Here is a 21,771-nt window from a genome sequence, read left to right as displayed (position 1 = left end):
GATCAGGCAGTCTTCTTCATGTGCGGCTTGGATGCGGTCGCAATTTCTGCCGACCCGCCGCCGATGATGACGACTTCGTGTTTCAGGCTGCTGGCCATGACAAACTCTCCGGCATTTTCTCGTTATTCGCCAAGCCGGTCGCGCAAGCTCGACAGATCGTAGCCTGCTCGCCTGGCGCGCTCGATACGGACCTCGGCGGGTTCGCTCTCAACATTGGCGAGTGCATCGAGCGTGATGGAGCGCGTCCCGGTCCGGCAGAAGGCAAGCACCTTGCCGTCCGCCTCCGCGCGGACCCTGGCGAACGCCTCGATCGCAAGCGGCGGAAACTCGCCCCCAGAGACCGGGATGTGATGGAAGGCCAACCCTGCAGCTTCGGCAGCTTCTCGTATCGATGCCACGGTCGGCTGACTCGGCTCTTCGCCATCCGGCCGGTTGCAGATCACCGTGCTGAAACCGGCATCGGCAAGCCCGCGCATGTCGCCAGCCTGCAGCTGAGGGGAGACAGCGAAGGAGTCGCTTACGTGGGCAAGCTTCATGACGATGCCCCTTCCAAAAGCCAGACTACGGCCATCCCGGCGAGCATGGCGACGACGAATATCGCGGCCGCTACAGGTTCGATGACAAGAGCGGCGATACCCGGCCCCGGACACAGCCCTGCAATCCCCCAGCCGATACCGAAAAGAGCTGCCCCGCCGATAAGACGGGGGGTGAGATCGGATTTTGTCGGCAGGTGAAACTCGCCAGCGAAGACCGGTTCGGCCAGGCGCGGGACGATCCGCCATGCAACGGCCATTACGATGACGGCTCCGCCCATCACGAAGGCAAGCGTCGGATCCCAGTCACCGAAGATGTCGAGAAAGCCGCGCACACGCGCAGGGTCGGTCATGCCACCGAGAGCAAGGCCAGCGCCGAAGAGAACGCCGGATGCGATCGAGGTGAGAGCGGTCCGCATTACAACACCTCCAGCCCGAGCGCGTTCATGATGGCGACTGTCGCAACGCCGGTTGCCATGAACGTAAGCGTGGCGACAATCGAGCGGCCCGATAGACGGCTAACACCGCAAACCCCGTGCCCACTGGTGCATCCACTTCCAAGACGCGTGCCGATACCGACCGCCAGTCCAGCTATCGCAAGCGTAACGGGGTTGGCGAAGTTGGCTTCGATCCCGCCCGATGCCAGCATCACGATCAGCGCTCCCAGCGGCAATCCGATCATGAACATCCATGCGCCGCTCCTGGCGATACCGCTACCGCCGAGCCCGACGGCCTTCGCGGCAAGGCCGGAAACGCCGGCGATCCGCCCAAGGCCAAGCAGCATGAGTGCGGCTGCCAGGCCGATCAGGATGCCGCCCGCCAAGCCGGCAAGTGGCGCCGCTTCAGGGAAACCGGGGAGCGTCATACGGCATTCACCGGTATCTTGATGTAGCTGACGCCATTGTCTTCGGGGTCGGGCAAGCGACCGCCGCGGATATTGACCTGCACCGAGGGCATGATCAGTTTCGGCATGGCGAGCGTCTTGTCGCGGGTCGTTCGCATCTCGACAAAGTCTTCCTCGCTCACCCCGTCCTTCACATGCACGTTTTCTTCGCGCTGCTGCTTGACGGTGGTTTCCCAGGCATATTCGTCGCGGCCCGGCGCCTTGTAATCGTGGCACAGGAACAGGCGGGTTTCGTCCGGAAGCGATAGCAGCCGGCGAATGGACCGATAGAGCTGGTGCGCGTCGCCGCCGGGGAAGTCAGCCCGGGCAGTCCCGAAATCGGGCATGAAAATAGTGTCGCCCACGAACGCTGCATCGCCGATGATGAAAGCCATATCGGCGGGTGTGTGACCGGGAACATGGAGGGCAATGCCTTCCAACTCGCCGACCTTGAAGGTCTCGCCGTCCTCGAACAGCTTGTCGAACTGCGATCCGTCGCGTTCGAAGTCGGTGCCCGCATTGAAGAGCTTGCCGAATACCTCCTGCACGCGAATGATGCCGCGTCCTATAGCAAGCTTACCGCCGAGCCGTTCCTGCAGATAAGGAGCTGCTGAGATGTGATCCGCATGCGCGTGTGTCTCAATCAGCCATGTCACTTTCAGATTATTATAAGTGACATACTCGATTATGCGATCGGCTGATCCGTTCGAGGTGCGGCCAGAGGCCACCTCGAAGTCCAAAACCGAGTCGATAATGGCCGCTTCATCCGTCGTCGGATCGTGCACGACATACGAAACCGTATTCGTTGCCTCGTCGAAAAATCCCGCAATAGAGGGGCGGAGACACTTGTCGACTTGGGCACGCTCGATCTGGGCGGCGGCGCCGTTGAGGTTATGATCGTCAGCCATCGCTTGACCTCCATACACTTACATAAACCGTTTATATGTCTTGCTATTCGGATGTCAAGTGGTATGAGGGCTCGATGACCGAGATGATCAATGCCGATGCCGAACGACAGGCGCCGTGTGCCGGACTACGTATCGGAGATGTCGCCCCGGACTTTTCCGCACGCACCACGGCAGGAGATGTTCGCCTTTCGGATTACCGGGGGCAGTGGTTGATCCTTTTCTCGCACCCTGCGGACTTCACGCCTGTGTGCACGACCGAGTTTGTCGCACTTGCCCAAGCGGCCAGCGACTTCGAACAGCGCGACTGTGCGCTGGTGGCGCTTTCCGTCGATAGCCTGTTCTCGCATTTCGCCTGGCTGCGGCTGATCCGCGATCGCTACGACATCGAGGTGCGCTTTCCGATCGTGGAGGATCCGACCCTCGTGATCGGCCGGGCATACGGCATGGTGGCGCCGAACGATAACGATAGCGCAACGGTTCGGACGACGTTCTTCATCGATCCAACCGGCGTTATCCGCGCGATGACCTGCTATCCTGCGAATGTGGGCCGTTCGACGCCCGAAATGCTAAGGACACTCGATGCTCTTCAGGCAGTCGATGACGGGCCTGTTCTCGCCCCTGCGAACTGGGCTCCGGGGGAAGCCATGTTGGCGCAGCCCGACGCGTCGCTCGACACTGTTTTCTCTGCCAAGAGCCAGACCGATTGGTTCATGAAGGAAACCAAGCGAGGGACTCGCAAATGACGGACGAGGAGTTGGTCGATGCCCTGAAGGCCCTCGCTCATCCCGTGCGTCTGCGCATCCTGCAGGCACTGTCGGGCACGGAGCGCAATGTTGGCGAGGTCGACGACATAGCCGCAATTGGCCAGCCAACGCTTTCGCAGCAGCTGGCGGTCCTTCGCAACGCGGGCCTTGTGAAGACCCGCAAGGACGCCAAGCTTGTCTACTATCGCATTGATGATGGCAGGCTTGCGAAGGTTGTTGATGCGGTGGGGAAGCTTGGTGGGCTGTCTGCGAAACCTATGCGCCACTTGCGCCAGCCTGCACCCGGGGTGGCCAATTTTGCGAAGTTGGGTTGAACATCCGCACATTAACTTTGAATCGTTTTGAACGAAGTTCCTCGCACCCACGAGCGCCAGCTCTCCCGAAGTCAGCAAAACGCACAACTCGCCTATCATTTGCTGTCGATAGCGGATGAACACTTCCAGCCTCTCCCGAAGGAGCGAGGAATGACTGAGATCGCGGGGCAGGATTGTCATAATAAAACGTGAAAGCTGGAAGTCTTGCGCTTCTTGAACGGGGTCAATTCACTCCCAATTGCATCCATGCACGTTTGGGGGTGTCTACTTCACACATCCGGTTCCCTATCTATCGGATCTTTACGGCGTTGGCGGCGAAGAAATAGTCCAATCATGATCAAGATCGGGATGACAAGATAGGCTTGGAAGGTCTTGTGCGGCCCGATCCAGGCTATCGGAACAGCCGCCAGGAGATACCCCAGCAGTCCGAGCGCGTAGTAACCCACCGCAAATACCGACAGTCCCTCGACGAGATGTTGCAGCCGCAGCTGGTTGCTGGCGGTTTCACCGAGCGAGCGAAGGAGTTCGCCACTCTGAACATTCAGCCGCGTTTCTATCCGCGCTCGCAACAAGCCGGTGGCTTGTTCGATCCGCAGCGCGAGATCGCCTATCCGAGCGGCAAAGTTCTCGCATGTCCGCAAGGCAGGCAACAGGCGTCGATTGGTAAATTCGGTCAGGGATTGGAAATCGTTGAGCGTGCGCGCGCCGAGACTCTCGAGGCGGTCGCTGGCTATCTGGCCATAGGCCCTCGTGGCGCTTAGCCTGAAGGAGACTCCATCGCGCAGATGCGCGACTTCTCCTGCCGCGATGATCAATTCGTCGAGGATCTCCAGATCATCGGTCGGGCCCGCCAGCTGGTTGATTATCGCGCTCGCGCGTTCTTCCAATCTCGCGAGCTCGCTTTCGCGTTCGCGCACCAACGGAAGCGAGAGCAGTGCGAGGTTGCGGTAGTTACCCAGCTCCTGAAGCTGCTGGATCGCGCGACCGGTCTCGTTGGGTCCCATCGATCCGGGCTTGATCAGAAGCTGCCCGAACCCGTCTTCTTCGTTCAGCCGGAAATTTGACCAGAATTGCAGTTCGCCGATTTGCCCTGCCACAGTTTCCGACCGGTTGAGCTGCCATTCCTGTTGCAGATTGCGAATGCGTACAGGGTCATTCTCGACGGCAATCTTGATGGCTCGCAGGACCTGGCCCGGAATAGGGTCGAGCAGCGGCAGGAGTTGCCGGCATAGTTCACCGACCCCGCTGACGCGTGCAACCACCGTGAACGTGCATGCTTCGCTGTGCCGTTCCCAAAGAAAGTCCATCCCGTCGCAGGAAAAGTGACCATGGCGCGTGGCCCTGCGGTCTTGCGCATCGCCCTCCAGCCGCCGAATGAGCCTCTGGGTGTCCGCCTGCGTCTGGAGGAGAAGGAATTGAACCATCGCGGTCGGGGCATCGACCGACGGGCTGGGGCGCAGATGCATCTCTTCGACCACTTGCCACCGAACAGGATCAACCTCGATCATCTGCTGCATCCGCGTTGTCTCCGCTGTGCCGCCTGTGTTCGATGACCGAGCGAGTTGGAGGATCGCATGCGCAGCAAGTGCGGCGAACTCTGGAAGATAGACACCGAACGTCGCGCCCAGGGCGGACAGGCGGGGCTACGAGTGTTGGCGGTAGATGCGCTGATCGAAAAGCGGTTTCGATCCGGCCCGATGCAAGCCCGATGATTACCGCACTTCGCGGCAGGTCGTTCGAGAACCCGTATGCTTTGATGCCGCCACATGTCAGAATGTGAAGGTCAAATCGGAATAGATGTAGCGCGTGTCATCCCCATTGATCACGCTTGGCGCCTCTTTCAGGAAATCACCCTTGAGCAACAAGGCGCCGCCGATTTCGAAACGGACTTTCGGGGATAGGGGATAACGCGCGCGAAGGAAAAACTGGTCTCCCACCTCGCCATTGGGACCGTTCCTAATTCCTGTACGCCCGAACACATCGTTTGGCTCGGGCGCGCGCAGGCGGCGGAAAGTGTTCCAGATGGTCCACTTTCCCGGTGTCCAGATCACGTCTACGCCAAGCGAAGAGACGTTGGACAGGGTGGTCGGGCCATAAAGGCCGGGCGGGGCGTAGTCGGGGAAGATGGCCCCGAAGAGTTGGTCGAACCGCGTAATTTTGTCGCTCTCGTCCTGTCCCGAGCCGTATGTGGCGGACACCGCGAAACGCGGGCCGACCGCATTGTCGAGCCGGTAACCGAGTTCGCCATAAAGATAAAAGGCGCGAACATCGCGATCGACGAGGTCGGTGGCCGCTGCCGTACGCCGCGCCTTTCCGCGCTGGAGAATTCCTTCAAGCTCAAAGTCCAGCTTTCCGCGCTTCGGCTCGCGGTAGATACGCATGCCGGGTGTCCAGAGCCTTCGGTTGCGCGTCTGGAAATCGGGACTGTCTCCTTCGCCGAGGTAATAAGCGTAGAGTTCGAGATTCAGATCCGCGACCTTGCGATGATAGAATGCGCCAGCGAGTTGGAGGTCGAAACCATTGCGATCGATTTCGATCCGGTTGTCGTAATACCCTTCGATGTCGTCTGGGAGGATCCTGGTCGGCAACATGTAGAAGGCTGTCAGGCCGTCCGTGTTGCCGCGCTTTATATCGCCGCGCAGACCGAGATACGTGTTTGCCGTGTTGCGAAACAACGGATTGTTGATCAAACGGGCAGAGCCGAGCAACATGCGTTGCTGCCCAAGTTTCAGCGTGGTGTTCGTGCCCTCGCCAAGCCCATCGCCAAGATCGTACTGCGCCCAATACTGCAAGGGCTCAAGCGCGTTGACCTCCGCTTGCCGCAGTGTGCTGTTGTCGGCGGTGCTGTAGGCCCTCGCGTCCATTATCTCTCCGCCCAAGACAAGATCGCCCATCTTGTATTGCGCGTCGACACGCGTCTGCAGGAGTACGAGTTCTTCGCTATCAGGGCCGAACGATCTGAACTGCCCATCGATTGCCTCACCCCGAACGCGGAACTGGCCGGTGATCGAGAACCCGTCCTCGCTCTGCTCCGGACCGGATGCGGCGCGCGCGCGCGCACGCGCGGCCGGAGGCAAATCCTGTTCGACCGCTGCGGACCTTCCGAGCGTATCGACCGGTCCAGCCGGGACGGTCACTTCCACTGTCCGCGACGGGCTTTCCTGGGCTGTTGCCGGAAGCGCCGAGAAGAGCGCTGAAGCACTTAACAGGAAAGAACTGGTTCGGGCCTCGCGGCCAAGAGCAAACCGGCACGTGATCGCCATAAGCGAAGATATCCTTCGGGAGCGTTGAAGCGAAAAAGCGGGCAGCGGCTCCAAAGACGGCCGACAGGAGGGCCAGACACGACGATGTGTGCCTGGCATGCCGCTGGCAATGGAGGCCGGATCGCTCTGGCCCCCGGCATCAGGTCAGCCATCCGGCATTGTGACGTAACCCTGCAGCGCATAGTTGGTCAGGACGATCTGGGCCGAGAGGCTCATCTCGGTGAATTCGTTGAGATCGCTCTCGGCAATGTCGCTGCCCGCCATTGTCTGTCCGCAGGCGTAAAACTTCACCCCGAAATCGTGCAACGCCTTCATCAGCTCGAGATTGGGATTCTGGGCACCGTCATGAGCAGCCGCATAGGCCTCGTTGGTCAGCGCGGCATCGATTGCCGGACCGTAGAGCACGATCGCGATATCGATATCGTCCTGCGGGACACCGCCGGCTGTCAGGAGGTTCACGACGCGGGCGGCCGACCACAGGGTCCGGTTCACGCCTTCGCGCTGGGCATCCGAATCGATCGCCCACACCAGCTTGTATTCCATACCCGGAATGGGCCGTTCGGCGGCGTTGGGATAGTTCTTGATCTTCCCGTAGCCCTGGATCGTCGGCGTGGTCCATTCGGGCGACTGTGCTGCGGCGGGACCGGCTATCGCAAGCGACACGCCCGCCATGCTCACCATGATTGATTTCATCATATCGTTGTCTTTCCTTGTGAAATGTTGGGTTTGTTGATCGGTCTAGCGAAATTCGTAATCCGCGCCTGGAATGGTGGAGAAGCTGTATTCGCCAAGCTCATTCGAAACGGCCCTGCCGTCGAGTTTCGGTGAAATGGTGCCCTGTTCGTCCAAATAGCCGGCGATGGCTTCGTGCACGGTGAAGGGCTGTTCCTCGACGTCCGTAACATTGGGTAGCCGGTTGAAATTGCTTTCGGGCGCGCCTGTACGGATGACGGAAGTCACGGTGTAGGTTGCGTCGGCCCGGTAGGGCTGTCCATCGACCAGCAGCTCGGTAATGCGCTGCCCCTTCGGGAGCGATGGCTCGAAGCGCATTCTGATACCGGAAAAGCGGACCAGATAGCCTCCGAAGCGCTAGGCCGGCTTGGGCGAGAAGGCGTTGTTGACCTCGTTTTCCAGCCACTGGTGCAACACCTCACCCTTGACCTTTCCTGTCTTGAGCTTGGTATTGAGCGGCATCCAGTTCCACAGGTTCGCCATGGTGATCGGCGCCGGTCGACCGTTTTGCGGTACGACGGGATTGCCGTAACGGAAGCCATTGGAAAGCGCGATCTGCGTGCCTGTTTTCCAGCGAAACGCGTCGGTTATCATGTTGTCCATCGGCGTCTCGACGGTGAGATAACGATAGATGGGGGTCGAGGTGTACCCCATCACCCGCTCTAGTTCCTCGCGGTGCGGAGCCTTTGCCTGCTCTATGAGAGCGGCCATTTGGGGATCGGCTGGATACTTATCCGGGTCGACGTCGAGCAGTTCATAGCTGTCGCCGACAACCTCGCCATCACTGATCGTCAGCGTGAGCTTGCCGACGAAAGTGCCAAAGGCACCCGGTTCGGTCACTTTCGCATGGCGCCGTTGCAAAGGCTGCCTGATGCGTTCGTGCGTGTCGCTGCCGAGCACGTAATCGACGTGCTCGCTGACCGGACTGTCGGCAATGGCAATCTGCTTGAAGACCCCAAGATGAGTGATGAGAAACATCACATCGATATCGTTGGCTGCCACGAACTCATCGATCTTGTTCTTGAGGCGACCGTCGACCTCGCTGAACACCAAGCCATCGCTCATCGCAGGGTTCTGCCGCCGCGGGACATCAGGATCATCGAGACCCAGGAAACCGAGCCTCACACCCTCGATCTCGCGGATCATGGTCTGCTCGTAGATCGGCTCGAAGGTGTCGGCATGATAGATGTTCTCGACGATCGGTGTCGTCCCGAGGTTGTTCTCGAGCCTGATCATCTGGTCCTTGCCATAGACCACCGCCCAGTTGCCCGGCACGATCACGTCATATTTGAGATGGCGCAGCGGGCCGATCAGGGCCTCGCCTTTGGACATGGCCGAATAGCCGTCGCCCTGGTAAAGATCGCCCGCGTCGATCAGAAGCGTTCGTCCCGGGTTGGCCGCGCGTTCCTGTTCGACCAGCGTCTTGATATGGGCAAGACCGCCACGCTCGCGGAAGACGATTTCGCCGTCTTCGAGAAACAGATCCTGGTGGGGGTCCATCTGTCCATGCAGGTCGGCAAGCTGGAGGATCGTAACCTCCACAGAATCCTCTGATTGGGCGCCAGTCGGTTCCGCATCCGATGCGGAAGCGGCGTTGGCCACGCCGCCTAGAGCCAAGGCGGCGGCGGACATGAATACGGTGGAACGCTTGAAGTTCAGTACCACGCAATCTCTCCCCTCACGATTTTGAGAGCGAATTGCAGGGCAAGCTTAAGGCAAACTTAGGTCGGCTTTTCGCCGATTAGCGCGCACGGGAAACACGGTGGGACCCGATGACCATGCAAGACAGGAAAGCGGCGGGCACTTGCGTCCGGAAGACGACATCGGCGAGCCGCCATCCAGTTGCTTTCCTCGAACCGCTCCAGGCTCTTCATCGGCGCGACAGGTCGATGTTTCCCGTCCCTGGACCGCTCGGAGAGGCCCTGGGCCGGGCGGGGGCTGGCGCAACCTGCGGCCCGTCGGCCCGTGTGGCCCGCGCCAGCCTAGGGCCGCAGGTTTCCCGCTCTCGCGGTGCGCCCGCCCCCTTGTCCCGGCCCTGATCGGGCTCCGGCGGACCGGTGACGAGGTGAGCAAATCGAGTCTTCGCTCCGCCGCTAAAAATCAGGAGACCAGATCATGTATAACAGCTTCATCGAACAACTGGCAGGGCTCGATCTGTCAGGTTTCAGTATCAAACCGGCACCTTTCGATCAGACCGACTTTCCGTGCGACGATGCCATCGATCAAACGCTCACAGGCGTCTGGTCGGATCTCTTTTCGATGTTCGCCGGTACGGCGCTCGAGGCCGATGCCGAGGACATCGCCTGGGGGTTCGTCAATCTCTTTCACCGCGCAGCTACGCGCAAATCATCCCAGCTCGACCGCGCGAGCAACGAAATACGAGCCTTGCTTGCGTGCGCCGACGGCTCCGAAGTGCATTCGAGCAACCTTGAGGAACAGATCGGACGCGCGCAGGCGGCCGAGGCCAGCATGGTTGCGTTTGAACAGATGCGAGAAATGGCGGCCACCTTGTACCGAGAAGAAATGGGCTCGTCCTGGCGGCCCATGTCCGGTTCCCGTTCGCGCCATTCCGGGACCTTCACATCGGCCGTCATCGACGCCCGGGACTTCCTGCGGGCACGCGCCGAGCGACGTCGCAATGCCCACTCACCCGAAGGGACACCGGTCGTCTTTGCAGGGGGCCGTTCGTCCTTCCCAAGCACCGATGGAGCCAAGATGTTCGCAAATGCGGTTTGGGCGACCCTCGACAAGGTCCGTGACCGGGTTCCCGACATGTTTCTGGTCCATGGCGGTGACAGCAAGGGTGCCGACCGGCTCGCAGCGAGCTGGGCCGAACGCCATAATGTGCAGCAGCTCGTTTTCTCGCTCGACAGGCGGCTTGGCGCACGTGCAGGGTTCAAGCGCAACGAGCAGATGCTCGACCTGAAGCCCCGCTATGTCGTCGCCTTTGCGGGGAATGGCGTACTCGAGCGACTGGTCATCGAGGCAAAACTTCGGCGCGTAACCATCGTCGATCGGCGCATTCTCCCCTCAGCCACACGCTGAGGGGCCACCCCTGCGGCTGGACGGTTGTCATGGAACCACGAAGCCATCCCCTTTCATGTGCCCGGTATCCGCGAATCCTACCGGAGAGCGGCCTATCGCTTCCAGCCTTGCGATTCAAAGATCGCCCTCGCTTCGCTTGATGTCAGGAATCGGGCGAACGCGCGCGTATCCGCATCTCCCTTGCCCTTATAGGTAAATGCAATATCCATCGGCCGCCAGATGGTCAGATCGGATTCAACCGGGACCTGGTCCGCGATCTCCGGATTGGCGATTTGCCAATGATTCCAGATTAGCCAAGCATCGATGGTCGGATCGCTCTTCCAGCGCTCGAGCGCCGCACCGCTGTTGTCGGCGAAAGCCACGATATTGGCACGGAAACCGGCGAGCAATTCGCGCTCGCCGCTACGCGCCGCGACATCTTCCCACATTCCGATCTGGCCAGCTCCGGCAACAACCATCACGCGCCTGCCGCCCGAGGCAAGACCGCGAATGCCGGTGATGGCCTTGGGATTGCCCGGCCTGACCAGGATAGTCGAAGGCCTGATGTAGAGCGGCTCGACCGTCGATGTGTCGATCTGTCCTTCGAACACGGTCGACAACTCGGTCATCATGTTCTCGCTGCCCGAGAAAATGAGGTCTGCATTGAGCCGCGCCGCATCCTTCCATTTCGGCAGGGGGCCGGACATGATCGTGACGCGGGTACCGGTGCGCTGCTCGAAGAGTTCCGCCGCGGCTTTCATGGCCGGGGCAGGTCCACCGGGGCCATAAACATGTATCGAATCCGCGGTCGGCTCGGCAGCTAGCGTCGTACATGCACCCGTGAAGGTGATCATGCCAACCGCACCGCAAAGTGCGAGGAGGGTACGCCGGGTCAATATCTCGATATTCTTCTCGCTCATCGATCCTGTACCCCGTGCTTGCATCGTCGATCGGAATGCGCAGGTGGACGCCCGCGCGGCTTGATCCTCTAACGGTAGAATTCCCCCCAGTTCCCGAACAAAAAAGAGCTCCCTGCCAAGAGACTGTCTTGGCAGGGAGCCCGACCGAACGCCCCGTTCGGGGGGAGAGGATGGGTGGAGCGATCGAGATTGCGAGTTCTGGAAATAGTCGACCTTTCAAAAAACAAATCAGCGACCCACCTTGCTGGCGGTCGAAGCCGGAACCACACAATTTAAGCAGGCTCGCCTGCCAATCTTAAGGCAAGCTTAGGTGGCTGGAAAAGTATACGCCCACCACCAATGACTCCGTTTGGACTGTGTACGAGGTACTTTCGTCACGAGGGAGATTGGGAGCGGTAACACAGCGGCGGAGGCGCGCGCCTTTCTCTTAAGACTGCCTTAAGGTTCGCGGAACATGCGCGCCAGTTCACCGGAGGAGTACACTCCGGACTGCGTGTGCGGGAGAGAGGCGAGAATGATCGAGATTGGCGCTGGATGGCGAGGGCCCTCGAAATCCAGATCGGTTCGGCGGGTGTGTCCAGCAACAGCGCGAGGCTGGGGGACGCCCTCTTTTTCCCGGATTATGGATTGAACCGTGCCGCATCCAACTAGCGCTCGCCCGATCGCAAGTTTTTCCCGGGCAAATAATTCGATATTTTTGGCAGCGAGGCTCGCATGCCGCTGACTGTCGGGCTTCTATTGGCGCTCAGCTTTGCCGTGTCACTGCTTGCGCTCGCGGGACTTATCTGGGCGATCAGCAATCATCAGCTGAAGGTCGAGCAGGAAGACGCGTACACGATCTTCGCTGAAGGCGAGGCCGGGACGCCTGACGTCGACACGCCGAAGCATGCCCCCGAAATCGACCGTAACCAGTACGATGTGCGCAGGGCCGGTCTCGACGTTGTTTCCCGCCCCGCCGTCCTGCTGCTCGTCGGGAGCGGGGTCTTCTGGCTGGTGATCGGATCGGCCTTCGGGCTGCTGGCCTCTCTCAAGCTTCATCTGCCGGATCTTTTGACGGAGCAGGCGTTTTTCACCTTCGGCCGGGCACGCACCGTACATCTCAATCTTGTCGCTTATGGCTGGCTTTCGATGACCGGCATCGCGGTTGCGATGTGGGTGGCACCGAGGATTTTCCACACTCCACTGCGCTTCGCGCGCCTTCCCGTTGTCGGCGCGATACTCTGGAATATCGGTGTGGCTTCAGGCGCTGTTGCGATCGCCAATGGCTGGACCGACGGTGAGGAGTGGCTGGAGATACCCTGGCAGATCGACATCCTGCTCGCCGTAGCGGGGGCCTTCTTCGTCGTCCCGCTCCTGGCGACGGCGGCCCGGCGCGACGTCGATCATATCTATGTCACGGGCTGGTATTACCTCGCCGCGCTCTGCTGGTTTCCGATCCTGTTCGCCATCGCCAATATACCCTACATCCATTCCGGCGCGCAGGAGGCAACCGTAAACTGGTGGTTCGCCCATAATGTCCTGGGCCTGTGGCTGACGCCCCTGGGGGTCGGGGCTGCCTATTACTTCATCCCCAAGATCATCGGCAAACCGATCTATTCCTATAGTCTGTCCCTGCTGGGGTTTTGGGGGCTCGCTCTGTTCTACAGCCAGGTGGGCATGCATCATCTTATCGGCGGACCGGTTCCGACGTGGGTCGTCACGCTGTCGATCGTGCATTCGGTCATGATGTTCATCCCGGTTATTGCCGTGGCCATCAACCAGCACGTCCTGGTCGCCCGCAATCTGTGGGCGGTAAAGGAATCGCTGCCCTTGCGGTTCATCGCCTTCGGCGCGCTGATGTATACGCTCGCCTCGTTTCAGGGCTCGATCGAAGCCTTGCGCAGCGTGAACTCGGTTACGCACTTTACGCATTATACCGTGGGTCATGCGCACTTGGGAGCCTATGGTTTCGTGTCGCTGATCATGTTCGGCGCTATCTACTACATGTTGCCGCGCACCACCGGGCGCGCCTGGCCATGGCCGCGCGCCATCGCCTGGCATTTCTGGCTCGTCGTGGTCGGCTTCACGATCTATTTTGTTTCGCTCACGGCGGGCGGATTGCTGCAGGGCTTCGCCATGCTCGATGCCACCCGTCCGTTCGCCGACAGCGTACGCGTCACGCTTGTCTATCTCGAATGGCGCTCGGTCGGCGGGGCGCTGATGACCGCCGGTCACCTTCTTCTCGGTATTCATGTCCTTGCCCTGCTGGCTCGCGGTCCCGCCTGGGTTCCGCAAACCGGGTACCATCCTGAACCGGCCGTAGAATCATGAACCGCATTGTTCCTCTGGCCGCCGTTGCTCTCGGTATTCTGGCCTTCGCGACCGTGCTTCTGGTCATTGCGCCAGCCGCGCAGATCAGGCCGCTCGAAGGAACGCCGGGCCTGCAACCCTATACGCAGCAGGAGCTGCGCGGTCGCGAGGTCTATGTCGAGCAGGGGTGCGTGTATTGCCACAGCCAGCAGCCGCGTGGCCCCGAGCAGGCACCCGATGCCCAGCGCGGCTGGGGGCGGGCCGCGGTCGCCTCCGATTATGTCTACGATCGTCCCCACCAGCTTGGCACCATGCGCACCGGACCCGACCTGCTGAACGTCGGCGCTCGCCTTCCGAGCAGGGACTGGCACCTCACGCATCTCTATCAACCGCGCGCCATCTTCGACTGGAGCATCATGCCCGCCTATCCCTACCTGTTCGAGGTGAAACCGGAGGCAGAACCGGGGGATGTCGTCGTCGCGCTCCCGAAGGATGATGCGCCCGACCAGGGTGTCGTTGTAGCCACGCAGGATGCCGAGGATCTCGTGGCCTACCTGCTGGCGCTCGACCGCACGATGCCCGCGGGTGAGGATTCGGTTCGCGACTACGGGTATGAAAGCCGGGAGCCTCGCGAGTGACGCGCCCCGAGGAACCTTCGCGTCCGGGCGAGAACTTCGAACCCTACGAGGAGATGCGCCAGATACCGATCGGCGTCATCATGTTCGCGGTCGCGCTGGCACTCTGGGGCGGAGTTCTGCTTTATCAGAGTTCCTATGCGGTCGCTGTCGGGCGGGCTGACGAAACGGTGCTCTCGCCGCAAAGCGAACAGGGTCTCGGCCTGACCGGTGCCAAGCTGTTCGAAGCCAATTGCACGACGTGCCACCAGCCTGGCGGCGAGGGCGTCGAGTTTGCCATTCCGCCGCTGGACAAATCGCCTTTCCTCGCCGGGGGACCGGAAATCGCCGCCAGCATACTTCTGCGCGGCATCGACGGACCAATCAGAGTGGGCGATGAAACCTTTGACGGTCATATGCCGAGCTTTGCCTCTGCGCTCGACAACGCGGAAATCGCCCGGCTCGCAACCTATTTGCAGGCGCGCTTCGCGGGTCGGAAACAGGCAATCTCCGGTGAAAGGGTAGCGGCTCTCAGGCGCGAGATTGCCGATGCCGGTCCGTTTGCAGGAGGCCAAGAGATCGCCGCGAGGTTCGATTCCTCGCTTTCCCCGCAGCCGGAAGTGAAACCCCTGGCAGGCGGCATGGGCATATCGTCCGGCATTCTCGAACTGGTGAATCAAGGCCGCGGCGAGGTCTGGTCCTGCTCGTCGTGCCATGGGGACCGGGGGCAGGGTGCCGATACCGTTCCGCGCCTCGCGGGACTTCCCGCTGACTATATTGCCAAGCAGCTGCTCGATTACACCGAGGGGCGACGCCGCAATGAGAATATGGAGCTTGTCGCCCGCTCGCTTTCTGAGACTGAGCGTGAGGGACTCGGTCGATACTACGCTTCGATGCGCGCGGCGTCGACCGCTCGACCTTCTCTTGGCGGTAACCTCGAACGGGGGCGCGAGCTCGTCCTCTCAGGTGACTGGTCGATCGGAGTTCCCTCCTGTACATCGTGCCACGGTCCATCGGCTTTCGGTGTCACTCCGGGCTTTCCCGGTCTAGCGGCGCAGCATCCGTCTTACACCGCTTCGCAGCTTGCGGCATGGGTATCGGGCGAGCGCGACAATTCTCGCCAGAAGATGATGAATGTGATCGCGAACGCTTTGAACGATCGCGATCGCGCGGCGGTAGCCGACTATCTCGCAACACTGCCACCCGTGCCCGCTCCTGCCACCACAGCCGACGAGGTGAAGAGATGAAACAGAATGAGCGCCGGATCGTCGAGGGCGGCGATAGTCCGCAGCAGCGCAAGGCAGGTGACGGAGCCAAGCGCGCCATTCTCGCCCTTGCGGGCGGTGCTGGCCTCTTTGTTCTTGGCTCGATTGCCTTCGATCTCGGCATTCTCGGCGACGATGGCAGTCACCCCACGAACAGCTCGGAGCGCGAAAGCGACATGGCTGCCGCCTATTTCAGCCCTCCCGCCGAAACGTCCATTCCCGACGGGCCCGATGGCGATGCAATCCGCCGGGGTATGGCGCTGTTCGTAAACACCAAGACCAATGCCGCCGACTTCGTGGGTAATGAATTGTCCTGCGCCAGCTGTCATCTCGACAAGGGCCGTGAACCCAATTCGGCGCCGATGTGGGCCGCCTACGTCATATATCCGAAATACCGCTCGAAGAACAAACAGATCAACACGATGGAGGACCGGCTGCGGGGCTGCTTCACCTACTCCATGAACGGTCAGGATTCGCCCTCGGGCGGCCCTCCACCCGCCGGCCATCCGATTTACAAGGATCTCCAGATGTATTTTCACTGGCTCGCGAGCGGGGCGCCGGTGGGTGAAAGCCTCCCCGGCCAAGGCTATCCGGAACTCGAAAAAACCGCGCTTGGCTATGATCCGCAGCGCGGCGCACAGGTTTACGAGCAGAATTGTGCGGCCTGCCATGGCAGTAACGGGCAAGGGCAGCGTGATCTGAACGGCAAGCTGGTGTTCCCCCCTCTCTGGGGGCCGAACAGTTACAACTGGGGCGCGGGCATGGCGCGGGTCAATACCGCTGCATCCTTTATCAAAGCCAATATGCCGATGGGGCAGGGCGGCACGCTGACGGACCAGGAAGCTTGGGATGCCGCAGCCTTCATCGATAGCCAAGAGCGACCCAGAGATCCGCGACAGACGGGCAGCGTGGCGGACAATGCGGCGGCGAACCACGGTCAGGACACCTACTATGGAAAGATCGTCGAAGGCAGATTGCTGGGGACCGGCACGGGACGCTGAAACCGGAAAAGGTTCGCGGCAGCTTCTGGCCGTCGACGGACTGTTTTGCGGGGGATGCGCGCGGGGTCTCGAACACCGCCTGCGCAAGCTCGAAGGTGTTCTCGACGCCGGGGTTCACTACCTGACGGCTTCGGCCTTTGTGCACTGGAATCCTCGCCTCTGCTCGCTTCGCGAGATCGAGGCCTGCATCGCTTCGGCCGGCTACCGCATGGTCGAGCGCTTTCATTTGCCGGTGGTGCTGGCCCGGCTCAGTGCAGCCACCGAGGTTCTGACCTACAGACTGGCCATCGGCGTATTTTTTGCGATGTGGTCGATGGGGGCTGCATTCGTGCTTTACTTCGGCAGCGGCGTCCCTCCCTCGGCCGCCTGGTGGCTCGCTCTGGCGTCAGGTGCCTGTCTGGTTCCGGTGATTGTCGCCGGCCGCGCGATCCTCACGATGGGCTGGCGCTCGCTCGGCTTGCGCAGCTACACTATCGATACCTTGATCTCCGGAGGGGTCCTCGGCGCGATCCTGATTTCCGGCTTGCAGCTCATGCGCGGCAGCTCCAGTGTGTATTTCGACGCAGCGGCGATGCTTATCGTCCTGCGCCTGACCGGACAGTGGATCGAGACCCGCGTGCGGGCAGGCTCGATCGCGGCGCTTATCGAACTGGAAGCTGCAGCACCGGAAACGGCCTGGCCCGCATCCGGCGGTCCCGCGGTCTCGATTTCAGAGCTGGGCCTGGGAGACAGGGTGCGGGTGCCTGCAGGCGCGCAAGTAACTATCGATGGACGAATTGTTGCGGGCCGCAGCCGCCTGAATACCGCGTATCTGACCGGGGAATCCGCACCTCTGCGCGTCGGGGAAGGCGATTTGGTCGAGGCCGGTTGCCTCAATCTCGATCGCCAGCTCGTCCTTGAAGTTGCACGCCCCTTCGATGATCGGTTGATCGACCGCATGGGCGGGCGGGTTGCTCTCGAGTTGGCCGCAAAGGGAGAGCAGACCTCGATTGACGACAGCGTGCTGGCCGTGCTCGCGCGCGCAACGCCCTTACTGGCGGCGCTTGCCCTGGGACTCGGCCTGCTTCAAGGCGTCGGCATCGAGGGCGCCCTTGCACGGGCGCTGACCACGCTCATCGTAATCTGCCCCTGCGCGCTCGCCATCGCACGCCCGCTTGCGTCGCTGGCCGTGGTAGGCGCGGGGCGCAAATGCGGTCTGCGTATTGCCAATCCTTCCTCTCTCGACGCGCTGGCCCGGCCAGGAACAGTCGTCTTCGACAAGACCGGGACGCTGACGTCCGGAACGCTTCAAGTGACGCGGATCGTCAGTCTCTCGCATTTGTCGACACGGGAGTTGCTCTCGCTTGCAGCGCGCGCCGAAACCGGCATCGATCACCCGATCGCGCGCGCCATTGTCGCCGCAGCAGGTGCAAACGGTCCAGGGGGCTTGCGCCTTGCGCGCAAGGCCATCGGGACGGACTTGGATGGGAAATCCGTCGAGGTGGCCGGCATCGCTCCGGACGGTGACTGCCAGACGCGCGCAGCAACGCTCGAGGTCAGGCTTGAGGGCGTTGCCGTCGGCCAGATATACCTCGACGACCAGGTCGATCCTGGCGTCGCGCCGCTGATCGGTCATCTGCGTCGCCATGGTGCCCGTTTGCAAATGGCGACTGGAGACGCCTTGCCATCGGCGCTCAACGTTGGACGGGCGGTAGGATTGGAACCGGAGGAGATTGCCGCAAGCCTCTCTCCGCTGGAGAAGGCGGATCTGGTACGCGCGCTGGCCCGTCCGGTTGTCTTCGTGGGCGACGGGGTCAACGATGCGCCGGCCATGGCGGCGTCGGACTGCTCGATTTCGGTACAGCGCGCTCACGCCGCCGCGACCGCCAGTGCCTCGGTGGCAATCCTTGAAGGGGGGCTAGAACGAGTACGTGAGGCCATGGTCATTGCACGCCAATATCGGTCTACGGGCCGGCGCAATGCCGCATTGGCGCTGGGCTACAACGCGATTGTGATCCCGCTTGCCGTTATGGGCACGATGAGCCCCCTGCTGGCGGCGCTCACAATGACTGCAAGTTCCTTGCTCGCGATCGCCAATTCCCTGCGCGTTGGAAAAGCGCGGCCTCTTGGAGCACCGATACGTCACGAACATCTCACATCTGACGCTTGATTCAAGCAATGGCCCGGCGCGTCGGTACGGCACGCCGAGCCTCGCATTGTCTGCCTTACTCGTAGACCTTGACCAGGCGGGTCGATCCGCTCGCCGGACGGGAAATTACGCGCTTGCGCTTCATGACGTCTTCGACAAGCTGTGTGACGCTGCGCTCGTGGACCTCTTTGCCGCGAATGCCGGAGAAATCGTAGCGGTGAAGTCCGTTCGCCATCCCGGAATTGGTCGCGACCCTGTACCAGCGCTCACGGTCGATAGGTGTGTTGCCGACCGTCACCTCGCTTACGCGCTCGCCCAGAGGCCGGTTAAGATCCACTGTCCAGCCGATGTTGGCCGCTTGCACCAGCCCGCCGACCACCTTCATGGGATCTCCCGGATTCTGGTTTGTCGCGCTTTGTTCCAGGACAGCAAGAAGATCGCTGCCTTTCATTTCGAAAGTCACCAGTTTCGCAGGGTGGGGCAGGAGCGTGTAAAGACGGTCGCGCGTCACGTTGCCGGGGTAGATCGAAATGCCGTATCCAACGCCCGGCATCAGGGCCACATCGGCACCGGTTTCCTCGATCATGTATTCGCCGACCATCTTGTCGAATGGACTTTCCGAGCGGTAATCGCGGGGAATTCGGTCGGCCGAATAAGCCAGCACTTCATTCATGGCCTCGGCAAAGGGCTCGTCGATCCGGGATATGAGTTCGGCGATACCTGCATCAGGCTCGATCTGGTAGTTCCACAATTGGTGTGCTGCGCCGGTCACCTTTCGAAGCTTCTTGTCCGCGCCGACTTCCAGGCGCAGTTCGCCGAGGACTGCCGCGTCGGCCATGGCCTGGACAATCCATGTTCCGTCAACGAGTTCGGGCTGGCGAAAAATATCGTGCGAGTGCCCGCCGACGATGATGTCCACGCCATCGAGCTCACGCGCAAGCTTGCGGTCGGTTGCCGTGCCCTGGTGTGACAGCAGCATCACGATATCCGCCGATCGCTGCATTTCAGGCAGATAGCGGCGTGTCGCCTCGATGCCGCTCGAATAGGTCAGTCCGGCAATGCTCTGCGCGCTCGCCGTCTTGTCGGTCGAATGATAGGTGAGGGCCAGGATCGCTATCCTGACCCCGTTGACAGTGAAAACTTTCCAGGGTTGGCCGAACACAGGTTCGCCGTTTTCGGTAACGTTGGCGCCCCTGATCGGGAAGTCCGCAAAATCCTGCAGTTCCCTTGTGCGCTCGACTCCGTAGTCGAAATCGTGGTTGCCCAGCGCCATCATGTCGTAACCCAGCGCGTTCATCAGCGATATGATCGCCTCTCCGCGTGTCTGATTGCCGACATAATCGTCGCTGAATGTATCGCCGGCATCGAGAAGGAGAACCTTGTCCTCACCCTCGCGCTTGCGAATCTCACCCACTTTCCCCGCCAGATACTGGAATCCGCCAACCATACCTGCCTGGTCGAACTGCGCGGGACTGCGCCCGGGATCGCCTGTTTGCGAGGTAGCGTCCCCCGGGGCGGCCTCGAACGGAGCATGGCGACCGTGGATGTCGTTCGTGTGCAGAATGGTAATCGTCGTCGGCGATGAGTGACGCGACGTCCTGTCGTCCTCCGCGATCGCGGGAGTGGCCGCAGCCATGGCTATTACGCATGTGCGCAGAATGTTCATTGGCAAATACCTTCTTTAGATTTCGTGCGCGCGTGCAGACAAAACCTGCCTTAAGGCATCCTTACGGAGGGTGCGGCGAGACGGCGGTTCGAGGCCCTCTCGCGCATCGTGGATGGACCCTCAAGCGAACTCGCTGGCGTCGATCGCGACCTCTTCCGACGGCGCTTGTGTTTCTGCCGGCAGGACGCACACCCGGTATCCGCTGGCGATGCGCTCGAAATGCAGACGCATGGCGGGCGCGAGCGCAGAACTGACGATGGAAAGACCAAGTCCGCTTCCCGGAGCCTTCGAACCCGGGTCCCTCGTGAAAGGCTCGAGCATCGCCCGGCTCGCGCTGTCCGATAGGCCGGGCCCTGCGTCTCGCACGCAAAACCCTGTACCATCCGAATCTACCCGCACCTCGCTGTTCGCTGGACCGTGAAGGAGGGCGTTCTCGATCAGATTGCGCAGGGCAATGACCAGTGAATTACGCGGCAAGGGTGCCACGAAATCCCGGGCCGCCTGGCTTATCTGGACGCTGGCGTTACGCTCGGCAACCAGATGCTCCAGCTCCTCGATGACCTCGTCGAAGGCGTCACCGAGCGATGCGGAGGCTTCAGTGGCCGGCACTCTGGCAGACCGCTCCTTTGCAAGATCCAGCAACTGACGAACCAGGCGTGTGGTGCGGTCGACGGATTGCCTGATGCGCTCCAGCGATTTGCGGCGCGCATTCTCGTCCTCGGTACGCAGAGCAATTTCCGCATGCGTCTTGAGACCGGCCAGCGGGGTCTGCATTTCATGCGCAGCGCTGGCCAGGAACCGCCTTTCACCATCCCGCAGGAGCGCTATCCTCGCGAACAGCTCATCGATTTCCCGAGTCAGCGGGGATAGCTCATCGGGCACGCGGTCGACCACGAGCGGAGACTGGTCCTCGGGGCTACGATCACCGATCTCCGCAGCTATTCGCCGGATCGGCGAAAGGCCCTGTCCGATCCCGATCCAGAGCAGCAGGGCGAGCGCGAGCAGGCCGATCGTGGCCGGAACGATCAATCCGCGCATAAGATCGGTGATAAGCCGGCTGCGCATCGCAATCGTATCTCCGACCATTACTCGCAAGCCGTTTTCGGGGGAGACATGCGTATAGACCCGCCAGGCATTGCCAGCGATCATCCGCTCGCTGAATCCCGCCTCGCCGTCCGACATCGCAGCCCCGGGCGCACCCTGCGAGGCGCCAAGCAATTGCCCGCCAACGGACCAGATCTGGCACGACAGCTGCCGATCATAGGACGGCAGCGCGACGGAGGCGGCACCGCTTTGCGCCGCATCCGATGTCTGCTGCGTATCGTAGCCGAGCGAGGCCACCATCATGGCGGCCTCCTGCAATCTTCGGTCGAGCACCCGTTCGACATCGGCGCGCGCGCTCAGCACGGTCCAGGCAGCAGCCAGGGCCCACACGATAGCGGTGGCCGCTGCCACAAGAAGGAAAAG

At 61.3% G+C, this 21,771-nt stretch carries 19 protein-coding genes and 1 pseudogene; 8 read left to right on the top strand and 12 right to left on the bottom strand.

The features are described from left to right. Positions 1-122 precede the first annotated feature (122 nt). From D2V04_RS02485 to D2V04_RS02470, 4 genes are read right to left on the bottom strand one after another with little or no spacing between them, the layout of a single operon-like run. Positions 123-536, bottom strand: coding sequence for a TIGR01244 family sulfur transferase (locus tag D2V04_RS02485; protein WP_119511780.1), 414 nt, complete (start codon positions 534-536; stop codon positions 123-125). Next, complete coding sequence (locus tag D2V04_RS02480) at positions 533-952, bottom strand: DUF6691 family protein (RefSeq protein ID WP_119511779.1); 420 nt, start codon at positions 950-952, stop codon at positions 533-535. The genes D2V04_RS02485 and D2V04_RS02480 overlap by 4 nt, the downstream gene beginning before the upstream one ends. Then, positions 952-1,398: a YeeE/YedE family protein gene (locus D2V04_RS02475; RefSeq protein ID WP_119511778.1), complete on the bottom strand. Its 447-nt coding sequence runs from the start codon at positions 1,396-1,398 to the stop codon at positions 952-954. Before D2V04_RS02475 ends, D2V04_RS02480 begins: the two co-directional genes overlap by 1 nt. Further along, a complete protein-coding gene (locus D2V04_RS02470; RefSeq protein ID WP_119511777.1) occupies positions 1,395-2,324 on the bottom strand; it encodes an MBL fold metallo-hydrolase in 930 nt (309 codons plus the stop codon). Before D2V04_RS02470 ends, D2V04_RS02475 begins: the two co-directional genes overlap by 4 nt. Before the next feature lie 83 nt (positions 2,325-2,407). Here D2V04_RS02470 and D2V04_RS02465 point away from each other — a divergent pair, with 83 nt between their 5' ends. Together D2V04_RS02465 and D2V04_RS02460 are read left to right on the top strand one after the other, a co-directional pair. Beyond that, the gene (locus D2V04_RS02465; protein ID WP_119511796.1) at positions 2,408-3,067 is read left to right on the top strand and encodes a peroxiredoxin; all 660 of its coding nucleotides are present in this window, start codon (positions 2,408-2,410) and stop codon (positions 3,065-3,067) included. Continuing rightward, positions 3,064-3,402, top strand: a complete 339-nt coding sequence (locus D2V04_RS02460; RefSeq protein WP_119511776.1) for an ArsR/SmtB family transcription factor — start codon at positions 3,064-3,066, stop codon at positions 3,400-3,402. The genes D2V04_RS02465 and D2V04_RS02460 overlap by 4 nt, the downstream gene beginning before the upstream one ends. A gap of 269 nt (positions 3,403-3,671) precedes the next feature. Here D2V04_RS02460 and D2V04_RS02455 read toward each other — a convergent pair whose 3' ends face one another. From D2V04_RS02455 to D2V04_RS18395, 4 genes and pseudogenes are all read right to left on the bottom strand, one after another. After that, positions 3,672-4,919, bottom strand: a complete 1,248-nt coding sequence (locus tag D2V04_RS02455) for a DUF3422 domain-containing protein (protein ID WP_119511775.1) — start codon at positions 4,917-4,919, stop codon at positions 3,672-3,674. Positions 4,920-5,171: 252 nt separating this feature from the next. Then, positions 5,172-6,665: an alginate export family protein gene (locus tag D2V04_RS02450; RefSeq protein WP_182849634.1), complete on the bottom strand. Its 1,494-nt coding sequence runs from the start codon at positions 6,663-6,665 to the stop codon at positions 5,172-5,174. A gap of 144 nt (positions 6,666-6,809) precedes the next feature. Further along, positions 6,810-7,361 carry a DsrE family protein gene (locus D2V04_RS02445; protein WP_119511773.1) on the bottom strand — a complete coding sequence of 184 codons (552 nt, stop codon included), beginning with the start codon at positions 7,359-7,361 and terminating at the stop codon, positions 6,810-6,812. A gap of 42 nt (positions 7,362-7,403) precedes the next feature. After that, a pseudogene (locus tag D2V04_RS18395) lies at positions 7,404-8,633 on the bottom strand (bifunctional metallophosphatase/5'-nucleotidase). Positions 8,634-9,512: 879 nt separating this feature from the next. On the opposite strand from D2V04_RS18395, the gene D2V04_RS02430 reads away from it, so the two are divergent. Beyond that, positions 9,513-10,442 (top strand): DUF2493 domain-containing protein, encoded by a 930-nt coding sequence (locus D2V04_RS02430; protein ID WP_119511770.1) that lies wholly within the window; start codon positions 9,513-9,515, stop codon positions 10,440-10,442. A 92-nt stretch (positions 10,443-10,534) separates the two neighbouring features. Here the strand turns inward: D2V04_RS02430 and D2V04_RS02425 are convergent, their stop codons facing one another. Continuing rightward, positions 10,535-11,341, bottom strand: coding sequence for a substrate-binding domain-containing protein (locus D2V04_RS02425; RefSeq protein WP_196847453.1), 807 nt, complete (start codon positions 11,339-11,341; stop codon positions 10,535-10,537). 714 nt (positions 11,342-12,055) lie between these two features. Between D2V04_RS02425 and D2V04_RS02420 the strand changes: the two genes are divergently transcribed. Genes D2V04_RS02420 through D2V04_RS02410 form a run of 3 tightly spaced genes read left to right on the top strand, consistent with a single transcriptional unit; the run spans position 12,056 to position 15,491 of the window. After that, complete coding sequence (locus tag D2V04_RS02420; protein WP_119511769.1) at positions 12,056-13,651, top strand: cbb3-type cytochrome c oxidase subunit I; 1,596 nt, start codon at positions 12,056-12,058, stop codon at positions 13,649-13,651. Further along, the gene (locus tag D2V04_RS02415; protein WP_119511768.1) at positions 13,648-14,268 is read left to right on the top strand and encodes a cbb3-type cytochrome c oxidase subunit II; all 621 of its coding nucleotides are present in this window, start codon (positions 13,648-13,650) and stop codon (positions 14,266-14,268) included. The genes D2V04_RS02420 and D2V04_RS02415 overlap by 4 nt, the downstream gene beginning before the upstream one ends. Further along, the gene (locus D2V04_RS02410) at positions 14,265-15,491 is read left to right on the top strand and encodes a c-type cytochrome (protein WP_119511767.1); all 1,227 of its coding nucleotides are present in this window, start codon (positions 14,265-14,267) and stop codon (positions 15,489-15,491) included. Before D2V04_RS02415 ends, D2V04_RS02410 begins: the two co-directional genes overlap by 4 nt. On the opposite strand, the gene D2V04_RS18085 is transcribed toward D2V04_RS02410, so the two are convergent. Next, positions 15,428-15,655, bottom strand: a complete 228-nt coding sequence (locus D2V04_RS18085) for a hypothetical protein (protein ID WP_228766210.1) — start codon at positions 15,653-15,655, stop codon at positions 15,428-15,430. The genes D2V04_RS02410 and D2V04_RS18085 overlap by 64 nt on opposite strands. Before the next feature lie 30 nt (positions 15,656-15,685). Here D2V04_RS18085 and D2V04_RS02405 point away from each other — a divergent pair, with 30 nt between their 5' ends. Together D2V04_RS02405 and D2V04_RS02400 are read left to right on the top strand one after the other, a co-directional pair. Continuing rightward, complete coding sequence (locus D2V04_RS02405) at positions 15,686-16,510, top strand: c-type cytochrome (RefSeq protein WP_228766209.1); 825 nt, start codon at positions 15,686-15,688, stop codon at positions 16,508-16,510. Beyond that, positions 16,461-18,659 carry a heavy metal translocating P-type ATPase gene (locus D2V04_RS02400; RefSeq protein ID WP_182849632.1) on the top strand — a complete coding sequence of 733 codons (2,199 nt, stop codon included), beginning with the start codon at positions 16,461-16,463 and terminating at the stop codon, positions 18,657-18,659. Before D2V04_RS02405 ends, D2V04_RS02400 begins: the two co-directional genes overlap by 50 nt. A 55-nt stretch (positions 18,660-18,714) precedes the next feature. Here D2V04_RS02400 and D2V04_RS02395 read toward each other — a convergent pair whose 3' ends face one another. Continuing rightward, complete coding sequence (locus D2V04_RS02395) at positions 18,715-20,274, bottom strand: bifunctional metallophosphatase/5'-nucleotidase (protein WP_182849631.1); 1,560 nt, start codon at positions 20,272-20,274, stop codon at positions 18,715-18,717. Positions 20,275-20,424: 150 nt separating this feature from the next. After that, complete coding sequence (locus tag D2V04_RS02390) at positions 20,425-21,738, bottom strand: sensor histidine kinase (RefSeq protein ID WP_182849630.1); 1,314 nt, start codon at positions 21,736-21,738, stop codon at positions 20,425-20,427. Between the last annotated feature and the right edge of the window lie 33 nt (positions 21,739-21,771).

The organism is Pelagerythrobacter aerophilus, assembly GCF_003581645.1.
Taxonomy (GTDB): domain Bacteria; phylum Pseudomonadota; class Alphaproteobacteria; order Sphingomonadales; family Sphingomonadaceae; genus Pelagerythrobacter; species Pelagerythrobacter aerophilus.
The sequence above is the reverse complement of the archived record's forward strand: the minus strand, read 5'-3'. Positions and strand labels throughout refer to the sequence as shown.